Here is a 12,951-nt window from a genome sequence, read left to right as displayed (position 1 = left end):
AGCGGATGCTTGCAATTGTTAGCGGAGCTGGGGCAAGGTGGAGGCATGGCATCGCTGAACGTCGGCAACCTCGGTGAGTACCTGCGCGAACAGCGGCGGAACGCCCAGCTGTCGCTGCGGCAGCTCGCCGACGCCGCCGGGGTGTCCAATCCGTACCTGAGCCAGATCGAGCGCGGGCTGCGCAAGCCCAGCGCGGAGGTGCTCCAGCAGGTCGCCAAGGCCCTGCGCATCTCCGCCGAGACGCTGTACGTCCGCGCCGGCATCCTCGACGCCGAACGGGACCGGGACGAGGTCGAGACGCGCGCCGTCATCCTCGCCGACCCCACGCTCAACGAGCGGCAGAAGCAGGTGCTGCTCCAGATCTACGAGTCCTTCCGCAAGGAGAACGGCTTCGGGATCGGCGAGCGCGCCGAGGAGGACGGGCCCGGGGACGGACCCGTGGACCAGGGGACCGGCGGCGGCAGCCGTACGGCCGGCTCAGGCGATGCCGCCGGAAGTGACACGGACGCCGGCCCGCGGCGGACGGCCGGATAGAGCCGGACCAGGGCTCCGGACGCCCGCCGCGGACCACACCCACCCAGCCGAACGCGAATCCGATCCGGGAGGACCCTCACCATGGCCATCACCGACGACCTGCGCAAGACCCTCAGCGACCCGACCCCGCTCTACTTCGCCGCCGGCACCGCCGACCTGGCGCTCCAGCAGGCCAAGAAGGTGCCGGCCCTGGTCGAGCAGCTGCGCGCCGAGGCCCCGGCGCGCATCGAGGCCGTGCGCAACACCGACCCCAAGGCCGTGCAGGAGAAGGCCACCGCCCGCGCCAAGGAGGCGCAGGTGACCCTTCAGACCAAGGTCAACGAGTTCATCGGGACCATCGACGTCGACCTCAAGAAGCTCGGCGAGACCGCGCAGGACCTCGCCCTGCGCAGCGTCGGCGTCGCCGCCGAGTACGCCGTCAAGGCCCGCGAGACCTACGAGCGGGTCGCCGAGCACGGCGAGCAGGCCGTGAAGACCTGGCGCGGCGAGGCCGCCGAGGAGATCGAGGACCTCGCGATCGTGGTCGAGGGCAAGCCCGAGCCGGTCGCGGTCAGGGACGACCAGCCGAAGCCGGCCGAGGCGAAGGCCGACCTCGCCGCGGACAAGAAGCCCGCGGCGAAGAAGGCCCCGGCCCCCCGCAAGACCGCCACCACCCCCACCACGGCGAAGAAGACGACCCCGCCGGCCAAGTGACCATGGCCGACGAGACGGCTCCGGGCCGGGCACCTTTGGGGTGTCCGGCCCGTTCTATGGGTACGGTGGCGGCGTAGCCGGGAATCGGGAATCAACGGGCGGTGGGCAGCATGCTGATGTTGGGCTTCGCGGGGTTCATGGGCATCCTGAAGATCATTCTGATGGCCCTGGCCGCGTTCGGGCTGGCCGACGCCGCGTTCCGGCGCGAGGACGCCTTCCGCGCCGCCGACAAGCAGAACAAGGTCTTCTGGCTGATCATCCTCGGCATCGCCCTCGTGGTCAGCTACCTGTTCTCGCTGCTGTCCATCCTCCCCATCGCCGGCGCGGTGGCGAGCATCGTCTACCTCGTCGACGTCCGCCCCGCCCTCCAGCAGGTGGGCGGCGGACGCGGGTGGGGCCGCCGCCGGGGCGGAAGCAGCAGCGACGGCCCGTACGGCCCGTACAACGGAGGTCGCTGACGGCATCCCGCCGCGGGGCCGCCTGCCGATTGCCGGGTGCGTGCGTGGCGCGGCTTCCGCCTACCGCGTCCGGTCCAGCAGCACCACCGCGACGTCGTCGGTCAGCTCACCGCCGTTGAGGTCCCGCACCTCGCTCACCGCGGCCCGCAGCAGTTCCTCCCCCCGCAGCCCCTCGGAGAGCTGCCGGCGGATCATCTCCAGCATGCCGTCCTGACCGAGCCGCTCCCCGCCCTCACCGACCCGGCCCTCGATCAGCCCGTCGGTGTAGAGCATCAGGCTCCACTCGGCCCCCAGCTCGACCTGCATCCGCGGCCAGCGGGCGCCGGGCAGCAGCCCCAGGGCGGGGCCGTTGTTCTCGTAGGGGAGCAGCCGCGCCGGCCGGCCGGGGCGGGCGACCAGCGGGGCCGGGTGGCCGGCCAGGCACAGGCCCGCCCGGCGGCCGTCGGGCGCGATGTCCACCGTGCACAGCGTCGCGAAGATCTCCTCGTCGGCGCGCTCGTGCTCCAGCACCTGCTGCAACGTGTTCAGCAGCTCGTCCCCGCACAGCCCGGCCAGGGTCAGCGCCCGCCAGGCGATGCGCAGCTCCACGCCGAGCGCGGCCTCGTCCGGGCCGTGCCCGCAGACGTCGCCGATCATGGCGTGCACGGTGCCGTCGGGGGTGCGGACGGCGTCGTAGAAGTCGCCGCCGAGCAGCGCCCGGGACCGGCCGGGGCGGTAGCGCGCGGCGAACCGCAGGCAGGAGCCCTCCAGCAGCGGGGTCGGCAGCAGGCCACGCTCCAGCCGGCGGTTCTCCTGCGCGCGCAGCTTTCCCTCGGCGAGCCGCCGCTCGGCCGTGTCGGACCGCTTCCGCTCCACCGCGTAGCGGATGGCGCGGCTGAGCAGCCGGCCGTCCAGCTCGTCCCGGAAGAGGTAGTCCTGGGCGCCCACGCGCACGGCCTCGGCGCCGCGCTCGGCGTCGCCGGAGGCGGTCAGCGCGAGCACGGCGTGCCGGGGCGCGAGCTGGAGGACGTGCCTGAGCACGGCCAGCTCGTCGTCGGTGTCGCTGCCGCCCGGCGCCGGGAGCGCCAGGTCCAGCAGGATGCAGTGGACGTCGTCGGTGAGCAGCCGCTCGGCCTCGGTGAGGTTGCGGGCGGTGCGGACGCGGATCGGCTTGCCGGCCGGGTCCAGCAGGTCGGGCACGATCGGCGAGCCGGCCGGATCGTCCTCGATCAGCAGCAGGGTGAGAGTGGCGCCGGTGCCGTTCACGGTCGTGGCGTCGCGGTGGGCCTCTTCCTTGAGGGGGCCGCCGACTGCGCGGGCGGCCTGCGCCTGACCACTCTCCACGGCCGGGATCGCTCTCTGCCGCGGTATGGGTACGGGCATTGTCCTGGGTTCCTTCCCTCCCCCCGAGGGCACGGCGGCGTCGAGGGGTCTCGACCCACCGACCGGGACCATAGCGGCTGGGACCGCCTCGACGGAATGGTGTGAGCCGCGTCGCTCCGGTGCCCGCCACTGTCATATGCCGCCATCCGTGGCGCAGTTGGACACGCCGACGGCCCCGGCGGGATGACGAAGCTCACGTCCTGGGGGAGTTTGGGCGGGACCGGGCGTGCGGTGGGTCACATGACGTACGTCACCGGGGACATGGACCGCACCGCACCGCGCGCGACCGGTCACGCGTCCGGTCGTACGACCCCCAGGATCGGCATCGAGCCGGCGCCCGCGATCGTCACCGTCCGCCCGGGGCGCGGCGCGTGGATGATCGCGCCTTCGCCGATGTACATCCCGACATGGCTGGCGTCGTCGAAGTAGATGACGAGGTCACCGGGCCGCATGTCCTTCACATCGACGTGCTTGAGCTGCTTCCACTGCTCCTGCGAGGTGCGCGGGACGGGGTGGCCGGCCGCCGCCCATGCCTGGGAGGTCAGGCCCGAGCAGTCGAAGGAGTCCGGGCCCTCGGCGCCCCACACATACGGCTTGCCGAGCTGCCGGGTGGCGTACTTCACGGCCTTCTCGCCCCGTGCGGAGGCCTTTCCGTGGACGTCCTCGAGGGCGCCGGTGTCCAGCCAGGCGGTCTGCGCCCTGGCAGCGGCCTGCCGCTCCAGCTCGGCGAGCCGCTCCTTCTCCTTCTTCTCCAGCCGGGACTGGAGCTTCTCGGCCGCGTCGATCCGCTTCTCGATCTTCTTCTTGGCGGCGTCCTTCGCCTTGCGGTTCGCCTCCAGCTCCTTCCAGCGGGCGGAGGCGTCGTCGGCGTAACTCTGCAACTCCTGTTGGGTACGGGCCTTTTCCGTCATCAGCTTCTTCGCCGCCTGCTGGCCCTGGAGCACCCGGCCGGCGCCGTCCAGGAACCGGCCCGGGTCGTCGCTGAGCAGGAACCGGGCGGTGTCGGACAGGCCACCGGTGCGGTACTGGTCACGGGCGGCGGCGCCCGCCTGGTCCTTCAGCTCCTCCAGTTTCCGCCGGCCCTCGACGATCTTCTTCGCCAGCGCCACGATCTCGGCGGACTGCTTCTCCGCCTTCTCCTCGGCCGCGTTGTACACGTCGGTGGCCACGGCGGCGTCGTGGTAGAGCTTGTCGAGCTTCGCGCGGACCTCTTCAAGGTCCTTGCCGGGCGCGGGAGTCGCGGCCGGTCTGGGGGTGGGGGTCCCCGACGGGGTGCGGGAGGGCTCGGGTATCGCGAACGCCGTGCCGGGCGCCGACAGGACGGTCACCGCGCAGATCACGGTCAGGGCGGCCGTGAGCAGGCCACGCTTGCCCGGTCCCATACCTCTTCCCCCAAACTGATTTACCGTCAGTAACTTACGGGCGTCTGAGGGATCGTGCCACGGCCGCGCGCAAAGCGACAGAGGGCCTCGGAAACCGGAATTCCCCCCGCTTGTCACCGGATACGGCGATCTCCTCGTCGGTGTGACGAACGACGCGCGGGGATCGTTCCGTCTGCGTTCCCCCGAACGGGTGACATCGAGGCGGAGCCGGATCCGGGACGACACTGTCCGGCCCGGGATGCCGGAGTCAGGCCCGGGGCGCCAACGCCGCCCAGGCCACCGTCACTTCACCCTGCCGCCAGCGGGCCGGGGAGTCGGTGACGGGCCAGTCGGCGGCCAGGTCCCGCACCGCGCGCAGCCAGCGCTGCCGGGCGCCGTAGGAGGCGTAGGGCGCGGCGGCGGCCCAGGCGCGGTCGAAGTCACGCAGGAAGGCGTGCACCGGCTCGCCCGGGACGTTGCGGTGGATCAGCGCCTTCGGCAGGCGCTCGGCGAGGTCGGAGGGGCGGTCCAGGGAGCCCAGCCGGGTGGCGAAGGTGACCGTGCGTGGACCCTCCGGGCCGAGCGCCACCCACACGTGCCGCCGCCCGATCTCGTCGCAGGTCCCCTCGACCAGCAGCCCGCCGCGCGAGCCGCCGGCCGCCGGGGCGAGCCGCGCGCGCAGCCGCTCCCAGACCGCCGCGACCTCGTCCTCGTCGTACTGGCGCAGCACGTTGGCGGCCCGGATCAGCACCGGGCGCCCGGGGACCGGGATCTCGAAGCCGCCGTGCCGGAAGGCCAGCCCCTCCCGCTCGTACGGCCGGGCCGCCGCCACCCGCGCCGGTTCGATCTCGACACCGACGACACGCGCGCGGGGCGCTGCCGCGCGGAGCCGGGCCAGCAGCTCCACGGCGGTCCAGGGAGCGGCGCCGTACCCCAGGTCGATCGCCACCGGGTCGCTCGCGCGGCGCAGCTCGGCGCCGTGCGTGGCCGCGATCCAGCGGTCCATGCGGCGCAGCCGGTTGGGGTTGGTGGTCCCGCGCGTCACCGCTCCTACGGGCCGGGTGGCTGTGCGGGCTGTCATGGGTACGAGGGTAAGCGGGCGGGGCCGGGGGGCTTGCCGACGCCGACGGCATTCGAACCTTTGATCGATCGTGGGTAATGATTCGGCAAAGCCGCCTGAGGGGGAAATGGCCGGGCACCCGCTCGCTGTTGGACCAGCTTGGAGGGCGAGGTGGGCCCTCGTCAGGCATGCCCGGAACAAGGAGGAACGCCAGGTGAGCCAGTACGTCAGCAGGCTCGGGCGACGCTCCCCGTCGGCCGGCACGCGGCTCCGGCTGTACCGCAGGCCCCGCCGGGTCGCCATGCTCTCCGTGCACACCTCCCCGCTCCACCAGCCCGGCACCGGCGACGCGGGCGGCATGAACGTCTACATCGTGGAGCTGGCCCAGCGGCTGGCCGCGATCAACATCGAGGTCGAGATCTTCACCCGGGCCACGACCGGCGGTCTGCCCCCCACCGTCGAACTGGCCCCCGGCGTCCTCGTCCGGCACGTCGACGCGGGCCCCTACGAGGGTCTGGCCAAGGAGGACCTCCCGGCCCAGCTGTGTGCCTTCACGCACGGCGTAATGCAGGCATGGGCCGGCCACCGCCCCGGCCACTACGACCTCGTCCACTCCCACTACTGGCTCTCCGGCCACGTCGGCTGGCTCGCCGCCCAGCGCTGGGGGGTGCCCCTGGTGCACGCCATGCACACCATGGCCAAGGTCAAGAACGCCAACCTGGCCGACGGCGACACCCCCGAGCCCGCCGCCCGGGTCATCGGCGAGACCCAGATCGTGGCCGCCGCCGACCGGCTGATCGCCAACACGGCGGAGGAGGCCGGCGAGCTGGTGCAGCACTACGCCGCCGACCCCGTGAAGGTCGCCGTCGTCCACCCCGGCGTGAACCTGGACCGCTTCCGCCCGTTCCGGAAGGGCGACTTCGCGACGGGTGACTCCGCGACGGACGGCTCCCTGACGGGCGGCTCCCTGACGGACGGCACCCTGACGGACGGCTCGCCCGCCACCGTGGAGGAAGCCCGCGCCGCCGCCCGCGCCCGTCTCGGTCTCCCGCGGGACGCCCTGATCCCCCTCTTCGCGGGCCGCATACAGCCCCTCAAGGCGCCGGACATCCTGCTGCGCGCCGTGGCCGTCCTGCTGGACGAGCGCCCGGAGCTGCGCTCCCGCATCCTCGTCCCGGTCGTCGGCGGCCCCAGCGGCAGCGGGCTCGCCAAGCCGGAGGGGCTCCAGAAGCTCGCGGCCCGGCTGGGCATCGCGGACGTCGTGCGGTTCCGCCCGCCGGTCGGCCAGGAGCAGCTCGCGGACTGGTTCCGGGCCGCCTCCGTCCTGGTCATGCCGTCGTACAGCGAGTCCTTCGGCCTGGTCGCCATCGAGGCGCAGGCGTCCGGGACGCCGGTGCTCGCGGCCTCGGTCGGTGGTCTGCCGGTGGCCGTGCGGGACGGTGAGACCGGCTTCCTCGTCCAGGGCCACGATCCGGCCGACTACGCGCGCGTGCTGCGCCGGTTCGCCGACGAACCCGCGCTCTCGGCGCGCATGGGCCGGGCCGCCGCCCGGCACGCCCAGTCCTTCGGCTGGGACGCCGCCGCCGCCACCACCGCCGACGTCTACACGGCCGCGACCCAGTCCCACCGCCGTCGCGTACGCTCCCACCATGGGTGATGTCGAGAAGGCCGGACAGGTCCTGGAGAGCGTCCTGGAGGACGCGGAACTGGAGTGGGAGAGCCCCGAGCCCGGGAACTACGTGGTCAAGCTCCCCGGGACGCGCAAGCTGTCCACCACGGTGTCCTTCCTCGTCGGCCGCCACTCCCTTTCCCTCAACGCCTTCGTCATCCGCCACCCCGACGAGAACGAGGCGGGCGTCCACCGCTGGCTGCTGGAGCGCAACCTCAAGCTGTACGGCGTGAGTTACGCCGTGGACCACCTCGGCGACGTCTACGTCACCGCCCGGCTGCCCCTCGCCGCCGTCACCCCGGACGGGGTCGACCGGCTCCTCGGCCAGGTCCTGGAAGCGGCCGACGGCGCCTTCAACACCCTGCTGGAGCTGGGCTTCGCCTCTTCGATCCGCAAGGAGTACGCCTGGCGGGTGGCGCGCGGTGAGTCCACGCGCAACCTGGAAGCGTTCACGCACCTGATCGACCGCCCCACGGACTGACACCCGCCTTTCCTCCGTACGACCCCTTTCCCGACCGCCGGGCACAGTGGCATGCTCACCGCCAACGCATTCCTGAACGTCATTCACACACATGAATTGACCTGCATACCGGGAAGATGAAGGGGCGGGTGGACATGAGCAACGCGCACCTCACCAGACGGACCCTGCTCGCCGGTGCCACCGCGGTGGCCCTGGGCGTCGCGACCGGCACCGCGCGGGCGGCCGAACCCCCCGCGCTGTGGCGGGAGTTCACCCGCAGCCCGCTCACCCACCCGCAGATCCCGTACATCGGCCGGGCGGGCTACCGGGCCGGAGCGGGCCGCTTCCCCCGCCCCCGGGTCGTCGCCGACGTCACCGCGTACGGCGCCGTAGCCGACGGCACCACGGACTGCGCCCCCGCGATCAACCGTGCCATCGCCGCCGCCGGAAGGGCCGGCGGTGGCACGGTCACCATCCCGCCCGGCACCTACCGCATCGACGACGTCATCCGCCTCGGCGACTCGAACGTCGTCCTGCGCGGCGCCGGCAGCGGCCGTACGACCCTGTACGCGACGAAGAACCTCACCGAACTCATCGGCGTCTACGGCTCCCGCTACGGCGGCGACAAGTCCTCCTGGTCCTGGGCGGGCGGCCTCATCTGGCTGGCACCGAGAGTCCGTTGGGACACCCTGACCGCCGCCATCAGGGACCGGGCCTGGCCCTTCGAGGGCTGGACCGGCAACCGGCGGGACGAGTGGACCACCCTCACCACCGTCGCCCCGGCGAAGCGCGGCTCGTGGACGGTCACGGTCGCCGACGCCTCCGCCCTCCGCCCCGGCCGGCTCGTCCTCCTCCGCCTCGCCGACGACGCCGCCCACACCCTGCTCCAGCACATGGCGGGCGACGGCCCCGGCCCGGCGGCGTACGTCTGGGACGACAAGACGAAACTGACGTCGTACGTCCCCTACGAATGGCCCGTCCGCGTCCACCGCGTCCACGGCCGGCGCGTCACCCTGGAACGCCCCCTGCCCCTCGACATCCGCCCGGAGTGGGACCCGCGCCTGACCACGCACGTGACGGAACTGACCGGATCGGGCGTCGAAGGGCTGACCCTCGAAGCGGTGCAGACCCCGCAGTCCCCCCACCTCCTCGACAAGGGCTACAACGGCGTCGTCCTCCAGTGCGCCTACGACTGCTGGGTGGACGACGTCACGGTCCGCCACGTCGACAACGGCTTCGGTCTGGTCGCCGCGTCCGCCTGCACCCTGCGCCGCACCCGGGTCGCCGGCCGGGGCTCGCACCACCCGTACTTCTGCCGCGAGGGCTCCCACGACAACCTCGTCGAGGACTTCACCATCGAGGAACGCACGGTCCCCGCACCCGCGAACACCCAACTGCACGGCATCAACGTCGAAGGGCTCTCCTCCTCCAACGTCTGGTCGCGCGGTGACATGCGGATGGGCACCTTCGACAGTCACCGCGGACTGCCCTTCGCCAACGTCCGCACCGACATCACCGTGAACAACAACGGTCGCCACGGCGGGGACGCCGGCGCGGGCCCGCTCTTCGGCGCCCGCTTCACCCACTGGAACATCCGGGTCACCAACGGCCGGGCCGGCCTGGTGAAGATCGACGGCCTCGCCCCGTACTCGGCGACCGTCGGCATCGGCGAGGTCCGCGAGTTCGACCAGACCGACGTCCCCGACTTCACCGGCGACCTGCACTCCCGCCTGGAGCTGTACGGCACCCCGGACGCCGTACGCCCGCGCAACCTGTACGAGGCTCAGCGCGCCCTGCTCCGGTAACGCCCCGGGGTCACCCCGACCAGCTTCTTGAAGTGCCGGGTGAGATGGGCCTGGTCGTAGAACCCGGCGACCGGGGCCACCTCGCCCGGCGGCACCCCGTCCAGCAGCAGCCGCCGCGCCCGCCCGACCCGCCGTGACATCAGGTACTGGTGCGGGGCGATGCCGTACGCGCCGCTGAACGCCCGGACGAGATGCGCCGGATGGGCGTGCAGCAACCGGCCGGCCTCCTCCAGCGAGACCCCGTCGACGACCCGCGCGTCCAGCAACTCCCGCAACCGGCGGGCGAGTGCGGGACTCTCGTGCCGCCCCTCGGCCGCGCGCCGCCGCAGCCGGTGCCGCAGGTGCTCCGCGACGAGCGTCAGCCTGCTCTCCGCCTCCAGCTCGTCACCGGGCCGCGCGAGGGCCGAGTGCAACTGCCCGACGCGCAGCCGGAGCACGGGGTCCCTGAGATCGGGGGAGTCCACGGCAGGCCCGATGAACTCCTCCCCGAGCCGGCTGCTGTCCAGGTAGACGACCCGCTTGCGGAAACCGCCCGGCGTGGCCGGCGACCCGTTGTGCGGCACGTGCGGCGGCAGCAGCGACACGGTGTCGAGCGGGGTGCCGTGCTCATGCCGGTCGAGGTCGTACCGTACGGCCCCGTCGTCCACGATGAGCAGCGTCCAGGCGTCGTGGACGTGCATCGGATACGCGTACTCGGTGAAGCGGGCGTGGAAGACCTCGGTGACGCCCGGCACCCGGGGGCGCCACGCGCTGACGAGTTCCTGCCCGGCGGCCATGCAAAAAACGTACAAGACGCGGCCGGGACCCGGCCGCGAGTCTCAGTCCATGAACACTGAACCCCTCCGTTTCGACACGAAGATCGCCGTGCTGCTGCGCGAGGACCTGGAACCCTGGCAGCGCCTGAACGTGACCGCGTTCCTGGTCAGCGGCCTGGGCCCGACGGTCCCCGAGGTGGTCGGCGACCCGTACGAGGACGCGGACGGCGTGTCGTACCTGCCGATGTTCCGCCAGCCGGTGCTGGTCTTCGAGGGCACCAAGGAGACCCTGAAGGCGGCGCACGGCAGGGCACTGACCCGTGTCCTGCCGTGCGCGGTGTTCACGGCGGACCTGTTCACCACGGGCAACGACCGTGACAACCGCGCGGCCGTCCGAGCCGTCCCGACCGCCGAGCTGGACCTGGTGGGCCTGGCGGTGTACGGCTCGAAGAACGGGGTGGACAAGGTCCTGAAGGGCGCCCGCATGCACCCGTGAGGCCGTTCTCCGCTGCTTTACGCGAACATGCCGGGAACGTAGTCGCCGGCGGGCTGCTGGACGATGACGTTGACACGGTTGTAGGCGTTGATCACGGCGATGAGGGCCACCAGGGCGGCGAGCTGCTCCTCGTCGTAGTGCTCGGCGGCGTCGGCCCAGACCTCGTCCGGGACCCCGCCTGCCGCGTCGGCGATCCGGGTGCCCTGCTCCACCAGCTCCAGCGCGGCCCGCTCCGCGTCGCTGAACACGGTGGCCTCACGCCAGGCCGCGACCAGGTTCAGCCGGGTCTGGGTCTCCCCGGCCTCCAGGGCGTCCTTGGTGTGCATGTCGGTGCAGAACCCACACCCGTTGATCTGGCTGGCACGGAGCTTCACCAACTCCTGCGTGGCGGCGGGCAGCGTGGACTCCGTGATCGCCTTGCCGGCCGCGTTGAAGTGCTTGAACACCTTGCCGGCGACGGGGCCGGCGAAGAGGTCGAGCCGAGCGTCCATGGTGTGCTCCTGAGTGGGTTGCGGCTGCTTGCACCTCTCTGACGGAGGGGGAGCCCGGGATGTGACGTGCCGCCGAGTGACCTGCGTCACTCCCGATGCTGCATTGGCACCACGTCCGTCACCGGGACGTGGGACGGGTGTGCTCCCCGCCAGGACGGGCGCCGGAGCCGGTGTGACGATCACAGGGAGACGACGGGTCACCCACCGTCCGTCATGGCGACTGCCAGGGAGACCACTTGATGAACCGCACACCGCACCGCCTGCTGGGCGCCGCCGCGGCGGTGGCCATGGGCGCCGCGGCGCTGCTCGGCACCGGCGCCGGCACCGCCGCCGCATCCGAGAAGGCGCACTGTGAGCGCGCCGAACGCCCGATATGGAGTGAAGGGCCGAGCCGCAACGTCACCGCCCACGGCTGCGACATCCCGGAACAGAGACACCGCTGGTACGTCATCGACATCGACACCCTCGTCCAGCCGCGCCACAAGACGGACTACCTGGACGAGGACATCGCCGGGACCAGCACCCTGCACGACAAGACGATGAGGTGCATGGGATACACGAAGGACGACCACGCGGTGAACTGGTTCGGCTGCGTACCGCAACTGTCCTGACCGGACCCGGTCCGAGTGCGCGGACACGCACCCGGCGCGACGGAACCGTGCCGGGTGCGTTGCCTGTCGTGTCCTTGAACGGTCACCGCCCGGCGCCCCGAGGCCGATCCGCGCCGCACCGCCTGACCGGATCCCGGCCCGAGAGGGAGCCTCGGCCTGGCGCCGGCTTCGACAGCCGCCTCATCGGCATTCGTTCTTCCGGACCGGTTGCTCGTATCGCCCGTTCGGGTGCGTATCTCATGCGGGTTCCAGCCCAGCTACCCAGGCTTGACCTCAGGATGAGTCTTCTCGTGAAGGTGGAAGAGCATGCCGACGTACGTCACCTTGCTGAGCTGGACCGATCAAGGGGTCCGAAACTACAAGGACACCGCGAAGCGCGCCGAGACGTTCGGTTCAGCGGTACAGAAGCTCGGGGCAAAGCTCCTGAACATCTACTGGACCGTCGGTCCGTACGACCTCGTGGCCGTCATCGAGGCGCCTGACGAAGAAACTGCCACCGCGGCACTCCTGCAACTCGGTGGTGTGGGCAACGTCCGATCCACGACTCTGCGAGCCTTCGGCCGAGAGGAGATGGAACGCATCATCGCCAAGGCGGCTGGCTGACGACCACCACGTCGTCCAGGGCGTGCATCGGCTGACCGGGCCGAGCCTTGGGCATAGCAAGGTTCTGGCGACGCGGAGGCCGGCGCCGGCCACAGCTCGGTGGACGGGGTCGACCAGGCCGCGTGGGGGAGCTCGGAGTGCTCGGTGCGGTCGAGGTGATCGTCGCGGGCCAGTAGCCAAAGGCGAGCGGCACCGTCACGCGGTGCGGGGCCGGCCTCACCACGGCAGCGAGTCCGCCCAAGCGCCTGACGGCTCAGTGGCAGAAACAAGCCCGGGGCAACCCGCGGAGGCGGCCGGTCGTCATCGGTCGTCGTTGACCACTGCCGAGCGGGCTCAGTGCTTGAAGGCGCCCTTGGCCCCCTCTTTCGCGCCCCGCATCCTGCCCCGCGCTTCAAGGGCGGCGCCCTTTGCCGCGAGATCATCCTTGTGCACCGCGTGAGCCAGCGTTTGTACGGCCTTTCCCACAACCTGTTCGGCCTTTGCTTTGGCCTTCTCTCCGGCACTCATCTCAGGACCTCCACACTCACTGGCCGAGTGCCCCTGAGGGCGAGGAAACATGTCTCCATACGCTCCAGGGCCTGTCCGACGGGTCG

At 71.8% G+C, this 12,951-nt stretch carries 15 protein-coding genes; 9 read left to right on the top strand and 6 right to left on the bottom strand.

What is annotated here, in order from left to right:
- Positions 1-45 precede the first annotated feature (45 nt).
- From IE273_RS08795 to IE273_RS08785, 3 genes are all read left to right on the top strand, one after another.
- Positions 46-534, top strand: a complete 489-nt coding sequence (locus IE273_RS08795; protein WP_189814553.1) for a helix-turn-helix domain-containing protein — start codon at positions 46-48, stop codon at positions 532-534.
- An 81-nt stretch (positions 535-615) separates the two neighbouring features.
- Entirely contained in the window at positions 616-1,227 is a 612-nt protein-coding gene (locus tag IE273_RS08790; RefSeq protein ID WP_189814552.1) for a hypothetical protein, read from the top strand.
- A gap of 110 nt (positions 1,228-1,337) precedes the next feature.
- Positions 1,338-1,685 carry a DUF2516 family protein gene (locus IE273_RS08785; protein WP_189814551.1) on the top strand — a complete coding sequence of 116 codons (348 nt, stop codon included), beginning with the start codon at positions 1,338-1,340 and terminating at the stop codon, positions 1,683-1,685.
- A gap of 60 nt (positions 1,686-1,745) precedes the next feature.
- Here the strand turns inward: IE273_RS08785 and IE273_RS08780 are convergent, their stop codons facing one another.
- From IE273_RS08780 to IE273_RS08770, 3 genes are all read right to left on the bottom strand, one after another.
- On the bottom strand, positions 1,746-3,047 hold the full coding sequence (locus tag IE273_RS08780) for a PP2C family protein-serine/threonine phosphatase (protein WP_189814550.1): 1,302 nt from the start codon (positions 3,045-3,047) through the stop codon (positions 1,746-1,748).
- A 290-nt stretch (positions 3,048-3,337) separates the two neighbouring features.
- On the bottom strand, positions 3,338-4,429 hold the full coding sequence (locus IE273_RS08775; protein WP_189814549.1) for a C40 family peptidase: 1,092 nt from the start codon (positions 4,427-4,429) through the stop codon (positions 3,338-3,340).
- Positions 4,430-4,676: 247 nt separating this feature from the next.
- Positions 4,677-5,489, bottom strand: a complete 813-nt coding sequence (locus tag IE273_RS08770) for a class I SAM-dependent methyltransferase (protein ID WP_189814548.1) — start codon at positions 5,487-5,489, stop codon at positions 4,677-4,679.
- 193 nt (positions 5,490-5,682) lie between these two features.
- Here IE273_RS08770 and IE273_RS08765 point away from each other — a divergent pair, with 193 nt between their 5' ends.
- From IE273_RS08765 to IE273_RS08755, 3 genes are all read left to right on the top strand, one after another.
- Complete coding sequence (locus IE273_RS08765; protein WP_189814547.1) at positions 5,683-7,125, top strand: glycosyltransferase; 1,443 nt, start codon at positions 5,683-5,685, stop codon at positions 7,123-7,125.
- Positions 7,118-7,618, top strand: a complete 501-nt coding sequence (locus IE273_RS08760) for a type III secretion system chaperone family protein (RefSeq protein ID WP_189814546.1) — start codon at positions 7,118-7,120, stop codon at positions 7,616-7,618. The genes IE273_RS08765 and IE273_RS08760 overlap by 8 nt, the downstream gene beginning before the upstream one ends.
- A gap of 134 nt (positions 7,619-7,752) precedes the next feature.
- Positions 7,753-9,402 carry a glycosyl hydrolase family 28-related protein gene (locus IE273_RS08755; RefSeq protein WP_189814545.1) on the top strand — a complete coding sequence of 550 codons (1,650 nt, stop codon included), beginning with the start codon at positions 7,753-7,755 and terminating at the stop codon, positions 9,400-9,402.
- Here the strand turns inward: IE273_RS08755 and IE273_RS08750 are convergent.
- Positions 9,381-10,178 (bottom strand): helix-turn-helix domain-containing protein, encoded by a 798-nt coding sequence (locus IE273_RS08750; RefSeq protein WP_189814544.1) that lies wholly within the window; start codon positions 10,176-10,178, stop codon positions 9,381-9,383. The two genes, IE273_RS08755 and IE273_RS08750, sit on opposite strands and share 22 nt — an antisense overlap.
- Between IE273_RS08750 and IE273_RS08745 the strand changes: the two genes are divergently transcribed.
- The gene (locus tag IE273_RS08745) at positions 10,177-10,653 is read left to right on the top strand and encodes a DUF2000 domain-containing protein (RefSeq protein ID WP_189814543.1); all 477 of its coding nucleotides are present in this window, start codon (positions 10,177-10,179) and stop codon (positions 10,651-10,653) included. The genes IE273_RS08750 and IE273_RS08745 overlap by 2 nt on opposite strands.
- A 17-nt stretch (positions 10,654-10,670) precedes the next feature.
- Here the strand turns inward: IE273_RS08745 and IE273_RS08740 are convergent, their stop codons facing one another.
- Complete coding sequence (locus tag IE273_RS08740) at positions 10,671-11,144, bottom strand: carboxymuconolactone decarboxylase family protein (RefSeq protein WP_189814542.1); 474 nt, start codon at positions 11,142-11,144, stop codon at positions 10,671-10,673.
- A 239-nt stretch (positions 11,145-11,383) separates the two neighbouring features.
- Between IE273_RS08740 and IE273_RS08735 the strand changes: the two genes are divergently transcribed.
- Both IE273_RS08735 and IE273_RS08730 read left to right on the top strand, forming a co-directional pair.
- A complete protein-coding gene (locus tag IE273_RS08735) occupies positions 11,384-11,755 on the top strand; it encodes a hypothetical protein (protein ID WP_189814541.1) in 372 nt (123 codons plus the stop codon).
- A 306-nt stretch (positions 11,756-12,061) separates the two neighbouring features.
- On the top strand, positions 12,062-12,358 hold the full coding sequence (locus IE273_RS08730; RefSeq protein WP_189814540.1) for a GYD domain-containing protein: 297 nt from the start codon (positions 12,062-12,064) through the stop codon (positions 12,356-12,358).
- Positions 12,359-12,691: 333 nt separating this feature from the next.
- Here the strand turns inward: IE273_RS08730 and IE273_RS08725 are convergent, their stop codons facing one another.
- Positions 12,692-12,865: a hypothetical protein gene (locus tag IE273_RS08725; RefSeq protein WP_189814539.1), complete on the bottom strand. Its 174-nt coding sequence runs from the start codon at positions 12,863-12,865 to the stop codon at positions 12,692-12,694.
- Between the last annotated feature and the right edge of the window lie 86 nt (positions 12,866-12,951).

This window comes from Streptomyces olivaceoviridis (assembly GCF_014650115.1).
In the GTDB taxonomy this organism is placed as follows: Bacteria; Actinomycetota; Actinomycetes; order Streptomycetales; family Streptomycetaceae; genus Streptomyces; species Streptomyces olivaceoviridis.
Note: the sequence above shows the minus strand (reverse complement) of the source record. Positions and strands in the feature narration are given on the sequence as shown.